Raw genomic sequence first — 17,130 nt, 5'->3', positions numbered from 1 at the left:
GTTAAATTGAGTGGGTATTAGTACTGGGGCAATACGTCTTTCAGCCGGGTCAATTCGCGTCGTCTGTGCAGCAGCCAGAACCACCAACCCTTTTTGGCTGACTTCTCCAGTTCATCGAACAGATTGGCTCGCTGTACTTTGTACTGACCGATGGCTACGTTTCGGGCGGAATCCAGCCGGCGCAGGGATTGCAATTCCAATAGCGCCCGGGTTATTTTCGCATCTTCAGCAGATGAGTAGCAGACGGTATCAGAGACCGAGGTCTGCGAGTAGCTTGCGGTTAAGCTTAGTACGCTCAGCAGCAGGCATAGCCGCCACCACAGTGCGGATTGAATCACGTGTCGCATGGGTTGATTGGATTAAGGAATCTGCGTATTGATAGGCGTTGTCCCGATCGTTAACGACTTTCCGATTGGCCGATAGCAGACTGTCGTTACGTACCTGCTCGGTAGCTAATTGAGTACGCGCTTCCCGCTTCTGGCTGGCCTGATCGAGAGTCAGATAGATAAAAAGTACTGTGATGGCGAGCGTGGCCAGCATGCAGGCAATAGGGTTGCGTAACACCCACTGCCCAAGACGCAGTAGCACAGCTAAAATCGGCTGCCAGAGCCGAGTTAAAAGAAATTTCCAAATCATGATTAAGCGAATTTTGCGAGTATGCCTTCGTAGCCGGGCACGTCGTATTGTGGAATGATTGCCTTAGCTTCGAAGGTTGTATTACTTAATCCCTTCGGAATGAACACCTCAAACCAGCGCACACCCTCCCCTGCGTAAGTGACCCGAATCTTATTAAGACCCATCACATCAGGTATCCGGAAGGTGTCGCTACGTTTATCGTTAAACCGCTGCTCGTGGCCAATGCCAAAGAGAATACGCAGGCCAGCCTCTTCGGGTAGGTATCGAGCAGCTACGCAAGGCTTCATCGGAAGCTGACCGCCACCCTGTTGAAAGCCGTACGCATCGACGCCCTTGTACTGCGCCCACTGGCCAGACCCCTGAAGCATGTAATCGATTTCGCTGGTTAGCGTCGAATAGGCGAGAAAATCGTGCCGACCCTGAAACGTAGCGCCAGCGGCAAATACCGCTTCGTAGGCATGCCACAGTTTATTCCACCGCGGATGGTTCTTCAAATCATCCATCGGCATCAGTCCCCGAAGCTGTCCGGGCTTGGTAATGAAATTATCGAAGCCGAACGTACCCGAATTGATGCTGTCGCTTTTTACGTTGCTCCAGAAGAATTCAGCACTGGATAACTCTGTGAACACCATCATTGGCGAGGGGTCAACCTTTTCGCCGGTACCCGTCCACTCGACTGGTTGCCAAAATTCGGACTCACCGTATAGCTGATACTGACGATCCGAAGGAATGAGCTTTCCGTATAGCATCTTCATGATACTATCGGTAATCTCCTTTTCACCTACTTCCGAGGCAAACGGATGTCGGGTGTGCAGATCAGCCCAAACGTCTTTATAGTCCTTCGCTTTGACGTAGGTGCCCTGCATACCGTTTTTCTTATCGTCACGTGACAGATCCGTCCAATAGCGGTAGTTCTGATTGTACTTTTGATGCTTCCACGGACTTCCTTCAGAAGCGTCATAGGTACGGGTATAACCCGGTCCCTCGAAAGTAATGGTTTGCTTGCCCCCGGTCTCGTTGTAAGTTACTTTGTACGCACCATCAATGTAGTTGATGTTCGAATAGCGCATACCCAGATCTTTCCGGAAGAAATCACCACGGCCAATGGCGTTCGTTTCAGGTTGGGTGTGCCAGAGCGCGCCACCCCAGGCAACCGAAGCGCCTTCGATTTGGAACTCCTGAATAACAATGCCCCACAAACAAGCGGCCCGTAATTGAATCTCGAAATCCCACCAGCCTCTGTTGTGTAATTCCTCCAGCGACATTTCCTCTTTGTTGAGAAACATTACGTATTTTCGATCCTTCACGTCCGCCCAATTGGGCATGTTCGGTACGTATTCCCGGCCGGGACGATTGAACATGTCCCAGTATAAGTGCAAGGATTCCTCGATGTTAAACGATACTTTCGAGCCCTTTTTCCGCTTGGGCATCCGAACCCAATACTCGACTAACTTATGTATTGGCGTAAAGAAGAAATCAAACCAGCGGTATGGGCCTAGTATCCCATTCTCGGTAATCTGTTCATACTGCTGATTAGCCGGAAGCGAACCTAAGTCTTCACCATCCCGCATCTGCATGTTGGTCAAACGGGCAATGCCCAACCTTCGCCACTCGGCAATACTGAGATTATCCGGCCGAAAATCACCAACGTGGTCAAAGTGCGGATTCTGAATAAACGGCGTTGGATTGAATTCCCGATGCTTGGAAAACGTAACCATGGGCACAATCCGCTGCGCTTCAAACATGGGAGCCGGATTGCTGGGCAATGTGCCCGTGAATTCTTTGTCCCAAAGCTGAGCGCCCTCAATTGAGTCGACATACGCTTTGGTTTTATCGCCAATCTGTTTTAGTTGTGCCGTTGCCATTATGCGATGTCGGTTTTAACGTAGCCTAGAATCTTACCTTGGGGAAATTTGATGTCGCTGGGTTTATCCGACGGCTTCTCTGGTTCTGGCGTCGGAATGACGGGATCAGTTGGCTTTGGTTCCGTTGTGGGTGGCGTATAGATGCGATCGGGTTCTGTGCCCGGCGTCCAGTAGATGCGGTGATCATCCGAATCAAAATAATCCCGTCTATAGCCCGAAACAAACGGCACGACTTTGCCGTCAATCATCGGCTCGTCCATACCCTGCCAGCCCGTTTCGATGCCCTCAGTTAACCGCTTCGCACCCGGTGCCAGATCGAAAGCCAGATTAATACCCCGACGTACAACTACTTCATTCTGGGTTGCTGATTGGGGGATGATGACGTGTAAGTAGTAGGGTAATCCTTTTCCCGTATAGAGGGGTTTGCCATTGCGGGTTCCGACGTATGTTCTTGGCTCGCCCGCCAGCTTTATTGTCGTGTCGACCGGCGCTTCTTTGATTAGTAGCAATGCCGATAAGTCCGTCTTAGCTCCTTTACTATCGATAGCCTGGTAGGCAATCGCGTAACCACCGGCTTTAGTTGGCTTACCCGATACATCAAGGCCATTAGCCGTTAATCCGTCAGGCAGCGTAACAACGTAGCGAATTTCATCGCCGTCCGGATCGATCGTTCCCATCAGCGTAGCCGTGTAAGAAACACCCACCGTCGCTTCGGGCATCTGACACGGATTGATGGGCAGCGGTGCCCGGTTCTCACGCGGCTGCTCACCGACCACGATCCCCGCCAGCTTCAGCGCTTCCGCCAGCGAAATCATTTTCATCTCGCCGTTCACGTTCGCAAAAACCTGCACATCGACTGCGCTCATTTGCACATTTTCTGTCATCACATACGGGATTAAATAAAAATGTTTGATTTGTTTTTTACCTCAATTCTTGCCTCAAAAACCGCTTCAAAACTTACCTCAATTTCTGCCTCAAAACTTACCTCGTTTTCAGTCTCAAGCTTCGCTTGTAATGCGCTGACTGTTAGCAAATAATTACCGAAAATCCTCACGAAAAAACAGCCGAAAAGTTGCCGTTATTTCTTCACAAAAAAGCAGAGCTGAAATAAGCCAATATTTTGACATAACTATCTGATTATCAATTATTTATTGTGATGCAAATATGCTTGTAAATCTCAAAACGACAATATATTTGCGGCCAATATTTAAAACCCAAACGACGCATACCCGCATGTTCAAAGCACAGATTCTTGCAGCCCTAAAGCTGAAATACAAGGACAAAGGTTTTTCGGAAAAATTTCTTGAGGCCCTGGCATCCAGCTTGGAGGCTGGCATCACGGAAGAAGGCCAAATTGCAGGAGCGGTAGATGGTTTAGAGGGAATGGTTTCCAGCTTTCAGGGGGAAGCAAATCGCATGGTAACGTCAGCCGTTGCCAAAGCGAAAAATCCGACACCTGATCCAGCACCGGCACCCACACCGGCACCAGTCCCAACCACTCCTCCAAGTGATGCCCCCGACTGGGCGAAAGGTTTGCTCACAACGGTTCAAACGTTGGCAACAGAACTATCGACCATCAAAGCGGGAAACACGGTGACCACTCGGAAGCAGGCTGTCGAAGCAGCCCTGAAAGACGTTTCAGAACCCGTACGCAATTCCATCTTGAAAGACTTCGATCGTCTGACTTTCAAAGACGATGATGACTTCAATACCTGGGTGACGGAGAAAAAAACGGACGTAGGGGTACTGGAGCAATCCGTAGCGGATACCAGTCTGGCCAATCAATCCAGGCCCTTCGTGTCGACCTCCGCGCCGACCGAAAAGGCAGCCGACGAAGCGATTAAAAACTGGGCGAAAGCCAACGCACCAGCCACAACGCAGACCGCGGCTAAGTAATCATTTTTCGTTTCACCCTCATCCAAATTCCTCATGGGCGCATTTGGTATTAAAAAAACTCTTATTAATCGAGGGGTCGCCATCTGGCAAAAACTCTGGGAAACCGCTCAGAGCGGTTTTGTGTTGGACGCCACCAACCTGGTTGCGGATTCGGTCATACCGGCCGGATCGGTCATCGGCTACGATGAGCTCACCCGAAAGGCGGTTGTTCTCAAAGCCGCTACGTTGCAGGCCAACGTCACCAACACGGCCACGGACTACCCCGTCCTGAAAGGTCATCTATTCAAAGTGGGTGACTTCCTGGCTGCTGCGAAAGGCTCGAAAGCCTATGCCATCACGGCCATCAACACGAGCAATGCCGCCTTCGATACGCTGACCATTGGCACGACGCTGGGTTCAGCCTTATCGACCGGAGCCGCTTTGTTTCAATCCGGTACGACCGGTGCCAGCAACTCCAGCTTCATTACGCAGCCGAAAGGATTGCTGTATACGGACGTTACGGTGGTTCCCAATGCGGATCTGGCAGTTATCCTGCGGGGTACGGTCTACGCACGTCGCATTCCAGCGGTTTCGGATGAGATCAAGGCGGCCTTGCCCCTGATCATCTTCTCGCAATCGTATTAATCACCCCTAAACACTCGGCAAAACAATGAGTAAGTTAAGTTCTATTTTCGGGGTGTATGCGTCGCGGCTACAGATTGTGATCGATACAAGCCTGGGCCGATTTGACCCCTTCTGGTATACCCAATATTTCGATATGGGTACGACCCAAAACACGCTGACCTTTGAATCGGTCATCGGCCGTCAGCGCATTGAAGCGGCCGCTTCGATCGTCAACCGCGAATCCTCGTCCCCCGTCCGTTCGCGTCAGGGTGTCGAAAAAGTAACGGGCGAGCTACCTGCCATCAAAGAAAAAATGCGGATGTCGGAAACGAACTACCGCGATTTTCTGATGATGCAGAACATGACGAATATCGATAACGATACACGTCTGCAGCAGCTGATGGACTTTCTCTTCGGCGACGTTCGGATCGTGGGCAATTCTGCGCACAAACGCCTGGACATCATGGCGCTGGAAGCCGTATCGACGGGTAAAATCTCGCTGACGACGACCAACAACCCGGACGGTCTAATTTATGACCAGTCGGTTGATCTGCTCATGCCCGATAGCAACCGGGTGAATGCGACGACAACTTGGGCTACAGCTGCTTCGGCCAAACCGCTGGACGATATTGAAACTATCGTGGTTACCAACCGACGCATCGGCAGACGTTTTGCCAAAATGCTCATGACCTATGAGCTGTTTTACAAAATGAAGGCGACGGCCCAAGTCAAGGATACGATGAACACGTTCTACTACGGTCCCAAGGCCGCTGGTGCCAGTCCGCAGGCGGTGACGACGCTGGAACGAATCAACGAGTATCTGACTTCGCAGAGCTTCCCGATCATCGAACTGGTTGACGAAGCGATCGGCATTGAAAAGGATGGTGTAATAACGACCTACAATGCCTTCAATGTCAATAACGTCAGCTTCGTTCCGGCGGGTAAGCTGGGCACGATCAAAAACGCCTGGGCCATCGAGCAGATCCAGAAAGTGGAGAAAGTATCGTACGGTACGTTCAACAAAGCGCTGATCAGCAAGTGGCAGGAAAATGATCCATTCTCTGAGTGGACCAACGTCGAGTTGAACGCCATGCCTTCGCTGGACGCTATCGACGGTATCGTCATCCTGACGGCTGTTCTCTAATCCGCCTTACTAAGACATGGCCGATACCATTCAAACAGTCATAGAAGCCAAACTCAATGACTTAACAATCGATGTTGATCCCGTTTCGTTGCGAAGCGCACTGCTGGACAATAATGTCGACGGATCACAGATGTATACATCCAGTAAGTCAAAGGATAGGGATTCTGTGCTGTTTGATTTGGTGTCGGATGTGCTAGCAAAAGCAGACGTATCCGAATCTGGGCTATCAATCTCCTTTGATCGAAAAAACGGCATTGTTCAATACTTAGCAAAGCTAGCCAACAAGTACGGATGGGATATGCCAGGAAGTAGTCGCCCAACGATTCAAAACGCTACTAACCGCTGGTAAATGAGACGCTATCCCTATGACCTTTACGCGTCAGTCATTGCTTCGGACGCTACGCCCGATAGCAACGGCAACTATACCGCGCAGATTGGCACGTTCTCGAAGGTGTCGGTTTGCCGGGATTTAGTCAACGATGCGGGTACGACGGTGCGACTGGACGATCAAACGACGCAGGTATACGACTATAAGATCGTACTCCCAAAGTCGTGTCCGGAGATAGCAGCGGGAACGCCGGTCGAGGTTCGGGACGGTAGTCAGGTTCGGGCGAAAGGTCAGGTGCTACGGTTCTACCGGGGTCAGCTTAGTTGTCAGCTATGGGTTTAAAGGCTCGGTTCAACCCCAAAGCGCTCGTTCGTGAGCGAATGAAGCGCGCAGCCGTAGAGATTGAAGCGCTGATGATTCGGCAGCTTCAGTACGCGGGGGAAGAACTAGTCGGTCACGCCAGAACCAACGATACGTACCGGGATCAGACGGGCAATCTGAGAAATTCGATTGGCTACATTATTCTGAAACGGGGGCGCATCATCAAGTCGGAGTTTTCGCGCTCAGCGGCCGTTCGCACCAAATCCGAAAACGGTCGGGTCCGTACCACGAAAGGCAGTCAGGACGGGGTAACCACCGGACGCGAGTTCGCCAAAAAGATAGCCGCTGAGTATCCGGGCTATTTGACCCTGGTGGTTGTGGCCGGTATGAATTACGCTGGTCACGTCGAAGCGATGGGATTGGACGTACTGAGCAGCGCCGAGAATCTGGCTAAAATCATTGTACCCCGATTGATGCAACAACTCAGTCAGCAAGTAGCAAACGTTCGATGAAATCACCCGACGATATGGCCAACATCCTGTATCAGCAGCTTCAGGGAACCACGCTGAAAGCCGCTATTACGGGGGATGTCTACAAGGGGGATCGACCGGACAATTCAACCAAGGAGGATGTTGTCATCAATCCGCTATCACTGACGGGTAACGAGTTTCAGTACGGAACGGCCAATGCCAATCTATACGTGCCCGATATCGGGGTTAAACTGAAAGGTAAAGATCAGACTGTTGCTAATTACGCCCGGTTGAAACTGCTGACCGATCTGGCCTTGCCAATCCTGAAAGATCGCTATACAGATAGTTACAAGTTCGAACTGGTGACCATCGGCAATCCAGTTGCCTTGCCTGATATCAAGTATCACTACGTCAATCTGCGGATTGACTTCATGTTTTTTCCATCCTAACAAAATCATCCAATGGCAAAAGTCGTAACCCTTGGGATCACAACCATTTCCTTTGCCCCAATTGCCGGTGATGGCGGGGCGGGCACTGTTTTCACGGCGGTCGAGAGTACCAAAAAGGACTCGGCCGAAATGACGCAGGATGACCCAACACGTACCGAGCTTCGTGAAGAAGAATCCGACTCGCCCTATTACGTATCGGTCGTGAACGGGGCCATCAGTTTCAAATTCACCTTTGCTCAGCCCGATGTTAATGCGTTGGCCCTGGTATTTGGTGGAAGCGTAACGGCTGGACCTCCGGCTAGTTGGGAACTGCCCGATGGCTACCAGAGCATCGAAAAAACCGTCAAAATCGTACCGCGCGTTGGCCTTCAGTTCCTGATTCCCCGCGCCCAGGTAACGGCCAAAATGAACGGTAAATTCGGTACGACCGACTCGTGGGGTGTCGAGGTAACGATCAGCATCCTAACGCCAACCAAAGCGGGTACAAAAGCGCTCAAAGTTACGAATCCGACCTAATCCCAATCACAAACAGGCGCGTCGCATCTGGCTAATCGTGCTGGACGATAGCGCCTGTTTTGCTAGCTATCGACATGAAAAAACTAATTGGATTCGCCTGCATCCTGCTTAGTCTGGCAGCGCAGGCTCAAAACCAGGTCTACCAGGCGGGTGATAAAATCATCGTAGCGAAATCAGACGGTACCGGGGCTTACGGCTACCCGTCATCGGAAGTGCTGTTCGGCGTCGAGTCGGGTAAAATCCTGATGGACTGGCGGGGTACGCGTATCTTCTTTCTAACGCCTGCTCAGTTTCTTTCCTCATCCGGATCGGCCTGGGGCGTTACCGCCGATGCGGCATTCACGGCTTTCAAAGCAACCTGGCCTACCTTTTCCGGGGGCGGTGGCGGAGGAGGTGGCGGAAGCTTTACACCGGCTACGTTCGGATCTGGCCCGCCCGTCGCTACCAGCTATACTACGAATGCGGGCACAATCAGTACCACGGGGACGCTGTATATGCTGATTCAAAATATTGGATCGACAACTGCCACGGTGACCTATGCTGGCGTGACGACCAATCTGGAAGCCAAAGAGCAGTACGAGTACGTAGCCAACTACGACCGTACGTCCAACAAGTACAGCCCGTTCGCGGCACTCTCCATCAACGCAACTGGTACGACCGTAGTCGTCTGGAAAACGCCAACCCAATAAGCATGAAAACGTATCTTTTTTTCATACTGTGTATGCTGCTTAGCCTGGCAGCACAGGCCCAAAAGCGCGTCGGTGGTGGAGTTAGCAGTGGTAGTGTTACGCCAACCAGTTCGACCACGCTGACCAATAAAACCCTGCAAGCACCGGTTATCAACTCGCCTACCGGACTGGTAAAGGGGGATGTGGGACTAAGCAACCTGCCCAATCTGGACTTCACCAACCCCGCCAACATCAGCCAATCATCGACCTACCGGTTTTCGACGGATACCGAAAAAACCACGTGGAACGGCAAGCAAAATGCACTGGGGTATACGCCCCTAAATCCGGCTAATAACTTATCGGACGTAACAGCCGCGACAGCGCGGGACAACCTCGGCGCGCTGGCCATTACGACCTACCAAAGTAATTCGGCCGCAGTGGCCAGTGCACTCGCAGCGCGTTTGATTGCCGCTAACAACTTATCTGACCTGACCGATGCTTCAGCCGCCCGAACGAGTTTAGGGCTGGGATCGGCGGCTCTGCAAAGTGCGACCGCGGGTACGTTTGCGGGTACCTTTTCCGGCACTTTTTCTGGAACAAGTTTTAACGCATTGTCCTACAACACGACCAACTCCCAATGGAAAATCGGTAGCCTGGAAGTGCAGGGGTATGGGGCCGCCAATACGTTTATTGGCAGCAATGTGTACACAAACTCAGGCACGTTTACCCGACGGGCATTAGGGTACGCGTCAGTTTTGAATTTTCGCGATAACGAAATCAACATGCGGCTTGACGCGAGTGGGGCCGCAGGATCAACCAGTTCAAATATGGGCAGTTACGCCCAGTGGAAAATTGACAACTCCGGGAACATGGCCGTGGGATCTGCATTACCTGCGGGTTCGGGCTGGACAGGGGCGCTACTGTGGGTAGTGTCGGCCACCGGTGAAATCCTGGTTAACTCGACCACCCTGGTACCCTCGTCGGTCTTCTCGGTCAACTCCACCACCAAGGGAGCAATAATGGCTCCCCGGATGACCACAACCCAGCGCGACGCTATTGCCTCGCCAGCGGAGGGCATACAGGTGTATAACCTCACAACGCACACGCTGGACTACTACAACGGGACCGTCTGGAAATCCGTAACGACGAATTAGTATGGAAGAAGCCGAAAAGATAATTGCGGAACGCATTGAACTTGACACACTGGTAGAACGGGGCGTCGAGTTCACCGTGCCCGGCAAGAGTGTACTGCGACACATTTGGCCCAACCGGTCTTTCACCATCAAGGCGCCCTACCGGGGAACGCAGATTTATATCGACCGGGAATGCATCGATATGGATTTTTCAGAAGGGGCGTTGCTAGCAGGCGGCATGAACGAAGCCCGGCGCGTAGTGGCGCACAATAATCGGCGCTTTGCCAAAATCGTCGCCATTGCGGTGCTTCGGGACTATTGGAAGATTAAGCTTCTGACGGGGTTGTTGACGCATTACTTCCTGTGGCGGATCGACTCGAAAAAGACCCAGCAGCTTGCGGGTCTGATCATTCCGTTATCGGGCATCCCAAATTTTCTCGACTCTATCAGATACCTCTCGATTCAGAAGAGGGTGACGGCTCCGGCGCTGATGGAGAAACCGGAGGAAACGCCGGCGGATTAAAAAGCCCGTACGGGTCGCTGGGATCGATCTGTGCGCACTTCGGCTGGAGCTACCACTATCTAATGTGGCGCATACCCTGGCAGATTGTCGAGCGCATGATGATTGATGCACCCAGGCACAAGACCGGCAAAACAGGAGAAAAAGACAAAGTACGACCGCTTACGGCTGAAAATGCGCAGGGCATTGCCGATGAGCTTAACGCGATGTTTGACAACCAGACGTAATGATGATACTTATAAAAACACTTCATCAAAAAAAGCAGGAAAAACGGTGGAGCAAAGTAGCCTCCACCTATTCCAAGCTCCTTGCTACCGGAGCCAAGAAAACGGCTTGCGAACAGGAAGTCATGCGAAAATTTAAAATTGGGAGCCGGGCAACGGTTTGGCGGATCGTTAGTAGGGCAACGCAATAAGTCTTCTTGAATTAATGACCAATCATTTATATTTACGGCTTACGTTATTAGCAAACACTCTATTATGTGCAAAATTTTTACTTTACGTAGTATTAAGTAAATGGAGATGTTACGAAGCTTAAAAAAATAACTGTTGCGAACGGTCAGTATGAATAAAATAAGGCAACTACTTTATCGCACCAAAATTGCCATTGATTCTACATATCACGTTTACTGGACAAGTCTCGATCTTAGCATAAAGGGAGCATTAATCGCTGCGTTTGTCAGTCTATTGGTCGTTTATATTCAAAAAGAGCAACAGGATCAAAAAGATAAAGATCAACAAACGCAAACAGAACAGAATAAACTAAAATATTTAAACTTTTTAATTGTTGATTCTTACAAGACCTTAGAGTCTTATAAGCAAAGTGTTACTCGAATTAGACAGAACTTTGATGTAAATCCTTTCCTTATGCCCGTTCTAATAAATTATGGGCCTTATGGATTGGATCTGATTGCCAACAAGATCAACCACGAAGAATATTATTTAGCTTCCGTTAGTCAAATAAAATCTAGTGAAGTAGCTGAACTCTTACAGCTCTACAATGCCCTAAACAAAAATTTTGTAGAAGCAAGCACACATCAAAAAACCGAAGTCCCTATACTCATAAAGATGAAGGATAGCTACTTTGAAAAGCTTAATGGTTTGATAGAAAGTGTAAATGACTACAAGATAAGTGCTAGTAGGATACGCCTTGAGGGTGAGGAAAAGGCAATGTACAATGAAATCGACGCACTCTTAGCAGAAATTAACGGAAGGCTCAACACTGTGCCATTTCAAAGAAATAGATGGCTTGTTGAGTCGCAGAGGGTATTCAATTATCAGTTGATTGATATTTTGAACAGAAGAGGGCCAATAACACAGCGTAAACTACTGCTTCAGGCTAAGAGTGTCGCGAATGATTACAATACCTTCGTAGTTTATATGCGCAACGTTGTTGTAGTTCTCGAAAGAAGTTTAGCTGATCAGCAATATATGTTATCTCGAATTAAGTTAGTGGGTCAACCGTTGTTTACTTACATTGGAAACTTAAAAAAAGAGAACAAGTAAACAGTTATTATTTCTGATAAATTGGTACGCAACTGGGGCATATGGTTGTCTTACTAACAAATACGCTCGTCAATAAATCCACCGCTTACTCAATTTCGTATTTACTATGTGCGCTGGTACTCCGTATTACCCTTGCCAGCGTGATTGAATAGAACACCCGAAAATGGGAACCTCATTGAGTGGGTTCCTATTTTTTTCTAACGTGGACAGTTAGCCAATCCACCGACCCCCGCTTTACCGTATATACTCAGACTGATTCAAAAACTAATAGGGAGCATATAAAAAATAGGAACCCGGCTTGTGAGGTTCCTATTTTTATGGAAAGGTTACAGGAGAACACATTAACGTGCAGCCATGATATTAAGTATTTCAGTTAGTGAAGAAGATAACCTACCGTTAGCGAAATGGCAAAAGCATTATTATTCAGTGACAAGTAAGGGGTTTTAGCCACAGGTGTTAAGCTCATTAGGTATGATCCCACTAAGCCTATTCTAAATTTGTTTATATCTTGAGTTACACCAATTTCACCTTTGCCACCTACGTGAAATGATTTAATATCGTAATAGGGGCTATATAACTCATTATCAAAACGATTGGAACCTAACAGGACGTTAGCGTACGGTCCAACACCTGCTAGTAGACTTAAGCCAGATATTCGCTTATAAGCTCTGAATGTTGTGTTCAGATGCAAATATCCACGGCGTTCGGTCACAATAACTTTATCATTCTGAATAAAGACATCTTGATCCTTGCCACCAATAGAGTTGTATCCTATCTGGGAGGACAAATAGTACCACTTGTGCTCCAAATAGTCTGAGCCAACTAAAACCGAATAGTTTGAAACTCTCGATTTTAATAACGATAAATTCTGGCTATTGACAAATCCGCTTACTGCTATGCCGTTATCTATTTTTAGATATTGTGCGTACAGATTTCTAGAAATGAATAGCAGAGAAAATAACATTAACTTCTTTACCATCGCCGTTCGCTGCTTAAAATTCATTTGAATAAAAACGAAAATTGGGCCGGGTTATTACCAATATTTGTATAAAGAATAAATCGCACTACTGTTTATACATTGAATGTGTAAACAGTAGTGCGATTTATCAGACAACTATATCGACCTATGGAAATATTCCGTATGTGTAAGTTAAGCCAGTTAAGTCTTGAGGTATTGTTCCTACATACGCTGGTTGACCTAACACATTGGTAAGTGGTACTATGCTGTAAGTAGAGAAAGTATAGGTAGAAGCTCCTGTGTTAGGATCTTGCACTTGAACGTTGTTGATACCAACAACCTGTGTATCAAAGTTATTGTATCCATTCTTAGACGCTCCGTAAAGCCCTGCAAATTGCCCAGAGGGTAATGTAAGCGTATAATCACAGATGTATACATCACAAAAGTACGCTCCTGGATTATAAAGAGATTGATTTGTTCCAAGGATAACTTTTCTATTGTGGAAAATCATCCTCAAGTTACCAGCAACTGTGAATGGACCAGCAGCTTTGCGAGCAGACCCAGAGTTAGAGCTACCTGTATTATTATTTGATAGGTCTAGTTTGGTCAAATCGTACTTGGCCTGATCGAATTTTGTGAAAAAAGGTAGAGGGGTGCTGGGTGTAACAACGGCGGTTTCAACAATTTTACTCTGAGAAGAAGCTTTAACATTCTCATAGGGAGTAACAACGCTGGAATTTTTATCGCTACAAGCGATGAAAAAGAATAGCAGGGCAGTAACTAGAAAGTAACTAAACGTTTTCATAATGTTTGGGAGTTAAGATAAAATGATTGATCAACGTTCATAATTTACTGCTTTATCAGCTCCAACTCAATAGAATTAGGCATCATCTCTTCGCACAAATGAAGCAAAACGCAAGCATTTCCTGTTCGTTGACAATACATAATTACTATTTACATACCACTTAATCAAAAAAAATGTAACCGATATAAGATAGTTTATACTTAGAAATAAGTCATATTTCAAATTAGTATAAGCAATAATACTTAATTTTATATATTGTAATGTTAATGAATGCTGAAAAATGGAAAGGTTTAGTGATAAATATACTTACACATAATAATTTATTAATATAAATACAAATTATCAAAAAATCTTTAAAAATTTATAATTTCGATTGTCTAAAATTTATTAGTGCTATTCTATTAAATATATTGATTGTGGGAAATGAATAGTTAGGAGTTAGTCCCAGAGGAAAGGCAATTTAATAGCTGATAATTCAGGAAAGATGTTATGTTATCAATAGTCTGTTGTCTTACTAATAATTGCAAACTATATCATTCTGATAATTTTATTTGACAAATCATCGTCCTTAATAAGTCCCGATGTATTAACCATCAGATAAATACTTTTCTCTGCTTGTGGGTCGTGCTTGAATTTATTGGGAGGGAACAGGCTACCCAATATTTGGCTGTATAGGCGAAATCGCTTTGTATTTGACTCCTCTTCGTTAATCGAATTTGCCCCAACTACGATAAATGAAGCAAGTGGATTTTTCCTGTACAAGCCCACCATTACATTCAGGCAAGTACTAAGCACACGTATTGATGTATTAAGCTTTGTAAAAAAGCTATACTTTTTGGCTGACAAACGATGTGCTTTTAAGTGAAACTTGATCGCATATACTTCGTGGGGGTATTTTTCGGCTCGTATGATGTAGGCGTGGTTTTTACTGTCTTTAAAACGAAAAAGGTGCGTCTCAACTAAATCGGGGCGCACCTTCACTCGTTCAATACCACTAAAATGTGTCGGGTAAGGATTTCTAAACATTAAACTAGATACTCGTAAGCCTTACATCGGTTTTCCCATAATTGGCTAGCAGAAATGTTCGTAAAGCCAGATTCTAAAGGCTGTGAAGGGACAGCGTTATCTAAAATCTCTAAAAAGGTGTCATACCAAGCTACCTGCCCCTGAACGGCTATCAATGCTTCCGTGTTAGCGCGACGCATTCTAAGTATCAGCCTTGAACGCAGTAATTTATAAAAGCCGCCCCAAAAGCCGCCAGTGACTCGGGATAACTGTTGATCAAAATCGATGCACCTGTTCAGTACGTCTTGTAGGTTGTCCCTTGTGCGATATAGGTCTGCAAGCGTATGGGAGTCAATATTAATAGCCAATCGCAATGGGTCAATGTCTAACATCTTATCCATTCGCATAGCAACCCCTTTTAGAGAGTTTACGCACCTCTGCTGCATTTCACAGAATTCATCAGCGACTACCGCCAACTCATTATAATTAGCTATGCTCAATGATATAGGCTTTTTCGCCCGATCTATTAGAGCGTTAAACTGCGCCAAATCTCTATCAATTAGACGTATGTCTAGTGCTACCGATGTTGTCATAGCTATACTATGGTAATTACTTGACAAATGTAACACAAATGATAAGCAAATGGTGCTGAAATTAGCAGTGCTAGATGTAGTAGGGCAGATATAAGAACAGCTGATAATGAAGGACTAAATGCAAATAGACAAACAAGTATAAAAGCAGAAGCAAGAACAAGGGTTAATGAACAACATTCCGACGTAGTGACATACGCTAGATAGATATATGTACGTATATTATTGATCGAAGCGCCTAGCACCTTGACTCAAGGGGTTAAACGATTAACATTGAGTATCAACCAAACACTACCATCTTCCCATGCACTACTACCTCCGCCTGCTCTGCTACAACGACTCCAGCCGCCAGTCCTTTACTCAGCTTGGCCCCGATGAGTCCGTTGAAAGCCCCGTCCACTTTGACTATGGCGAGATGGTGCGCGTTGGAGAGGAGAAGGACGACCCGGCCACTTGGCTGTTGTATTACGTAGCACACGGGACGGGCATGAAGCAAATTGCTGATCCGGCTAGAGAAGGAAAGAAAGCATTGCTGTTTGAAGTGTACTTAGCCAGGAAAGAACAGTGGGCGGAGTTTGAAATGCCGCAGGAGTTGCAGGATGAAGTGGGCTCAGACTCGTTTTAATGGACTTTAAATGTGAGTGCGCTAGTCCTAATTAAGCGGTTTGGCGTATGTTTGATAACTCTGTAAGCTTCGGCTTACAATGGTGTGGATAAAAGCGGAAAGCTAGGCTGCCTTGTGGCCTGGCTTTTTTTAGTAGACATGCTAGTGTAGTTTAATCAACAATAACTTGATAGCTCTCCGGCATATTAACTAGCTATTAGTATCTGCTTCTTCTGCCTAAATGTTTCCATTGCTTCCATAGTCCGTTAATCAACTTATCATACGAGTCCTTTTCCCAGAGGTCGATCCATTGAAAATCGCTTAAATTTCTATATGAACCCATCTTGATATTTGGAATTTCACATTTATCAAGTCGTACCGGCAGAATTATTGACTCTCTAAAACCCCTCTTCGCATACTCTTCACCGGCAAGTTCGATCTCTTTATCTATATAGCCTCGTTTTTTAACAGATGTAGATGATAGGCATAGAACGAAAAAATCTGTATTTTCAATAGATTGAGCAATCTCATTGTCCCAAAGATCGCCAGCATTTAAGCTTTCTTTATCATACCAAGGCTCAAAACCTGCAGATTGTAGTTTTTTATATAATTCTTGGACTTGCTCATAGTCTTCGTGAGCATGGCACAAAAAAATTCGGGGTCTTTTTGGCCTGCCAATGATCTGCGTTAACTTCATAGCAATTTTAAAGGCAACTTGATTGAGACTCTCTTGGGAGTTACCTTTTATATACAATACATCTGCCTTGGAGAAATATGCTTCAATATCAGGAGGTATGCAGTCGGTTTCGGACAAAACGACCAATAGCATTCTTTTATCCTTGTAGCTTTCTAATAGTGTTATCGATTCATCAAAGAAGTGTTTGTAGCGTTTCTTAGAAGTTGGATAAAAGAAGATACAAACGGGCGCAGCGAAAACCACATTATATAATTCCTGAGTCAAGTCCATACCCACCCTAATATGATCAATGTCATAGTATACACTGTAACCTCCATCAACCAGTATTTGTACAATCTCGGCGATCTCTTCGTTTGGCTCCCAATCTGAGCAAATTACTACGTCCAACGGTCTTAAGTGAAAATTACCTCTCATTTA

General features: G+C 46.8%; 23 protein-coding genes. 15 read left to right on the top strand and 8 right to left on the bottom strand.

Features of this window, described 5'->3' with window-relative positions; genetic code table 11:
* Positions 1-17 precede the first annotated feature (17 nt).
* Genes IC230_RS12900 through IC230_RS12885 form a run of 4 tightly spaced genes read right to left on the bottom strand, consistent with a single transcriptional unit; the run spans position 18 to position 3,385 of the window.
* Positions 18-200, bottom strand: coding sequence for a hypothetical protein (locus IC230_RS12900; RefSeq protein ID WP_191039443.1), 183 nt, complete (start codon positions 198-200; stop codon positions 18-20).
* A 49-nt stretch (positions 201-249) separates the two neighbouring features.
* Entirely contained in the window at positions 250-636 is a 387-nt protein-coding gene (locus IC230_RS12895; RefSeq protein WP_191039442.1) for a hypothetical protein, read from the bottom strand.
* A 2-nt stretch (positions 637-638) separates the two neighbouring features.
* On the bottom strand, positions 639-2,501 hold the full coding sequence (locus IC230_RS12890) for a hypothetical protein (RefSeq protein ID WP_191039441.1): 1,863 nt from the start codon (positions 2,499-2,501) through the stop codon (positions 639-641).
* Positions 2,501-3,385, bottom strand: a complete 885-nt coding sequence (locus IC230_RS12885) for a hypothetical protein (protein ID WP_191039440.1) — start codon at positions 3,383-3,385, stop codon at positions 2,501-2,503. Before IC230_RS12885 ends, IC230_RS12890 begins: the two co-directional genes overlap by 1 nt.
* Before the next feature lie 349 nt (positions 3,386-3,734).
* Here IC230_RS12885 and IC230_RS12880 point away from each other — a divergent pair, with 349 nt between their 5' ends.
* The 14 genes from IC230_RS12880 (at position 3,735) to IC230_RS12815 (ending at position 12,054) form a co-directional block, all read left to right on the top strand.
* A complete protein-coding gene (locus tag IC230_RS12880) occupies positions 3,735-4,397 on the top strand; it encodes a hypothetical protein (protein ID WP_191039439.1) in 663 nt (220 codons plus the stop codon).
* Positions 4,398-4,430: 33 nt separating this feature from the next.
* Positions 4,431-5,021 (top strand): hypothetical protein, encoded by a 591-nt coding sequence (locus IC230_RS12875; RefSeq protein ID WP_191039438.1) that lies wholly within the window; start codon positions 4,431-4,433, stop codon positions 5,019-5,021.
* 25 nt (positions 5,022-5,046) lie between these two features.
* Positions 5,047-6,144, top strand: a complete 1,098-nt coding sequence (locus IC230_RS12870; protein WP_191039437.1) for a major capsid protein — start codon at positions 5,047-5,049, stop codon at positions 6,142-6,144.
* A gap of 16 nt (positions 6,145-6,160) precedes the next feature.
* Positions 6,161-6,493 carry a DUF6706 family protein gene (locus IC230_RS12865; RefSeq protein ID WP_191039436.1) on the top strand — a complete coding sequence of 111 codons (333 nt, stop codon included), beginning with the start codon at positions 6,161-6,163 and terminating at the stop codon, positions 6,491-6,493.
* On the top strand, positions 6,494-6,814 hold the full coding sequence (locus IC230_RS12860; RefSeq protein ID WP_191039435.1) for a hypothetical protein: 321 nt from the start codon (positions 6,494-6,496) through the stop codon (positions 6,812-6,814).
* Positions 6,805-7,305: a hypothetical protein gene (locus tag IC230_RS12855; protein WP_191039434.1), complete on the top strand. Its 501-nt coding sequence runs from the start codon at positions 6,805-6,807 to the stop codon at positions 7,303-7,305. Before IC230_RS12860 ends, IC230_RS12855 begins: the two co-directional genes overlap by 10 nt.
* Positions 7,302-7,712 carry a hypothetical protein gene (locus IC230_RS12850; RefSeq protein WP_191039433.1) on the top strand — a complete coding sequence of 137 codons (411 nt, stop codon included), beginning with the start codon at positions 7,302-7,304 and terminating at the stop codon, positions 7,710-7,712. The genes IC230_RS12855 and IC230_RS12850 overlap by 4 nt, the downstream gene beginning before the upstream one ends.
* A 12-nt stretch (positions 7,713-7,724) precedes the next feature.
* Entirely contained in the window at positions 7,725-8,228 is a 504-nt protein-coding gene (locus IC230_RS12845) for a hypothetical protein (RefSeq protein WP_191039432.1), read from the top strand.
* 74 nt (positions 8,229-8,302) lie between these two features.
* Positions 8,303-8,917: a hypothetical protein gene (locus IC230_RS12840; protein WP_191039431.1), complete on the top strand. Its 615-nt coding sequence runs from the start codon at positions 8,303-8,305 to the stop codon at positions 8,915-8,917.
* Between the two features lie 2 nt (positions 8,918-8,919).
* Positions 8,920-10,050 (top strand): hypothetical protein, encoded by a 1,131-nt coding sequence (locus IC230_RS12835; RefSeq protein ID WP_191039430.1) that lies wholly within the window; start codon positions 8,920-8,922, stop codon positions 10,048-10,050.
* A 1-nt stretch (position 10,051) separates the two neighbouring features.
* Entirely contained in the window at positions 10,052-10,552 is a 501-nt protein-coding gene (locus IC230_RS12830) for a hypothetical protein (protein WP_191039429.1), read from the top strand.
* A gap of 62 nt (positions 10,553-10,614) precedes the next feature.
* Positions 10,615-10,776 carry a hypothetical protein gene (locus IC230_RS12825; RefSeq protein ID WP_191039428.1) on the top strand — a complete coding sequence of 54 codons (162 nt, stop codon included), beginning with the start codon at positions 10,615-10,617 and terminating at the stop codon, positions 10,774-10,776.
* The gene (locus IC230_RS12820) at positions 10,776-10,964 is read left to right on the top strand and encodes a hypothetical protein (protein ID WP_191039427.1); all 189 of its coding nucleotides are present in this window, start codon (positions 10,776-10,778) and stop codon (positions 10,962-10,964) included. The genes IC230_RS12825 and IC230_RS12820 overlap by 1 nt, the downstream gene beginning before the upstream one ends.
* Positions 10,965-11,112: 148 nt before the next feature.
* Positions 11,113-12,054 (top strand): hypothetical protein, encoded by a 942-nt coding sequence (locus tag IC230_RS12815; RefSeq protein WP_191039426.1) that lies wholly within the window; start codon positions 11,113-11,115, stop codon positions 12,052-12,054.
* Between the two features lie 373 nt (positions 12,055-12,427).
* Here the strand turns inward: IC230_RS12815 and IC230_RS12810 are convergent, their stop codons facing one another.
* From IC230_RS12810 to IC230_RS12800, 3 genes are all read right to left on the bottom strand, one after another.
* Positions 12,428-13,057: a hypothetical protein gene (locus IC230_RS12810; protein WP_191039425.1), complete on the bottom strand. Its 630-nt coding sequence runs from the start codon at positions 13,055-13,057 to the stop codon at positions 12,428-12,430.
* A gap of 121 nt (positions 13,058-13,178) precedes the next feature.
* The gene (locus IC230_RS12805) at positions 13,179-13,817 is read right to left on the bottom strand and encodes a hypothetical protein (protein ID WP_191039424.1); all 639 of its coding nucleotides are present in this window, start codon (positions 13,815-13,817) and stop codon (positions 13,179-13,181) included.
* A 1,025-nt stretch (positions 13,818-14,842) separates the two neighbouring features.
* Positions 14,843-15,415: a hypothetical protein gene (locus IC230_RS12800; protein WP_191039423.1), complete on the bottom strand. Its 573-nt coding sequence runs from the start codon at positions 15,413-15,415 to the stop codon at positions 14,843-14,845.
* A 301-nt stretch (positions 15,416-15,716) separates the two neighbouring features.
* On the opposite strand from IC230_RS12800, the gene IC230_RS12795 reads away from it, so the two are divergent.
* Positions 15,717-16,037, top strand: coding sequence for a hypothetical protein (locus IC230_RS12795; RefSeq protein ID WP_191039422.1), 321 nt, complete (start codon positions 15,717-15,719; stop codon positions 16,035-16,037).
* Between the two features lie 196 nt (positions 16,038-16,233).
* Here IC230_RS12795 and IC230_RS12790 read toward each other — a convergent pair whose 3' ends face one another.
* Positions 16,234-17,100, bottom strand: coding sequence for a toll/interleukin-1 receptor domain-containing protein (locus IC230_RS12790; RefSeq protein ID WP_191039421.1), 867 nt, complete (start codon positions 17,098-17,100; stop codon positions 16,234-16,236).
* Between the last annotated feature and the right edge of the window lie 30 nt (positions 17,101-17,130).

It is taken from the genome of Spirosoma validum (assembly GCF_014699035.1).
GTDB lineage: Bacteria > Bacteroidota > Bacteroidia > Cytophagales > Spirosomataceae > Spirosoma > Spirosoma validum.
This window is presented reverse-complemented; position numbering and strand designations above follow the sequence as displayed.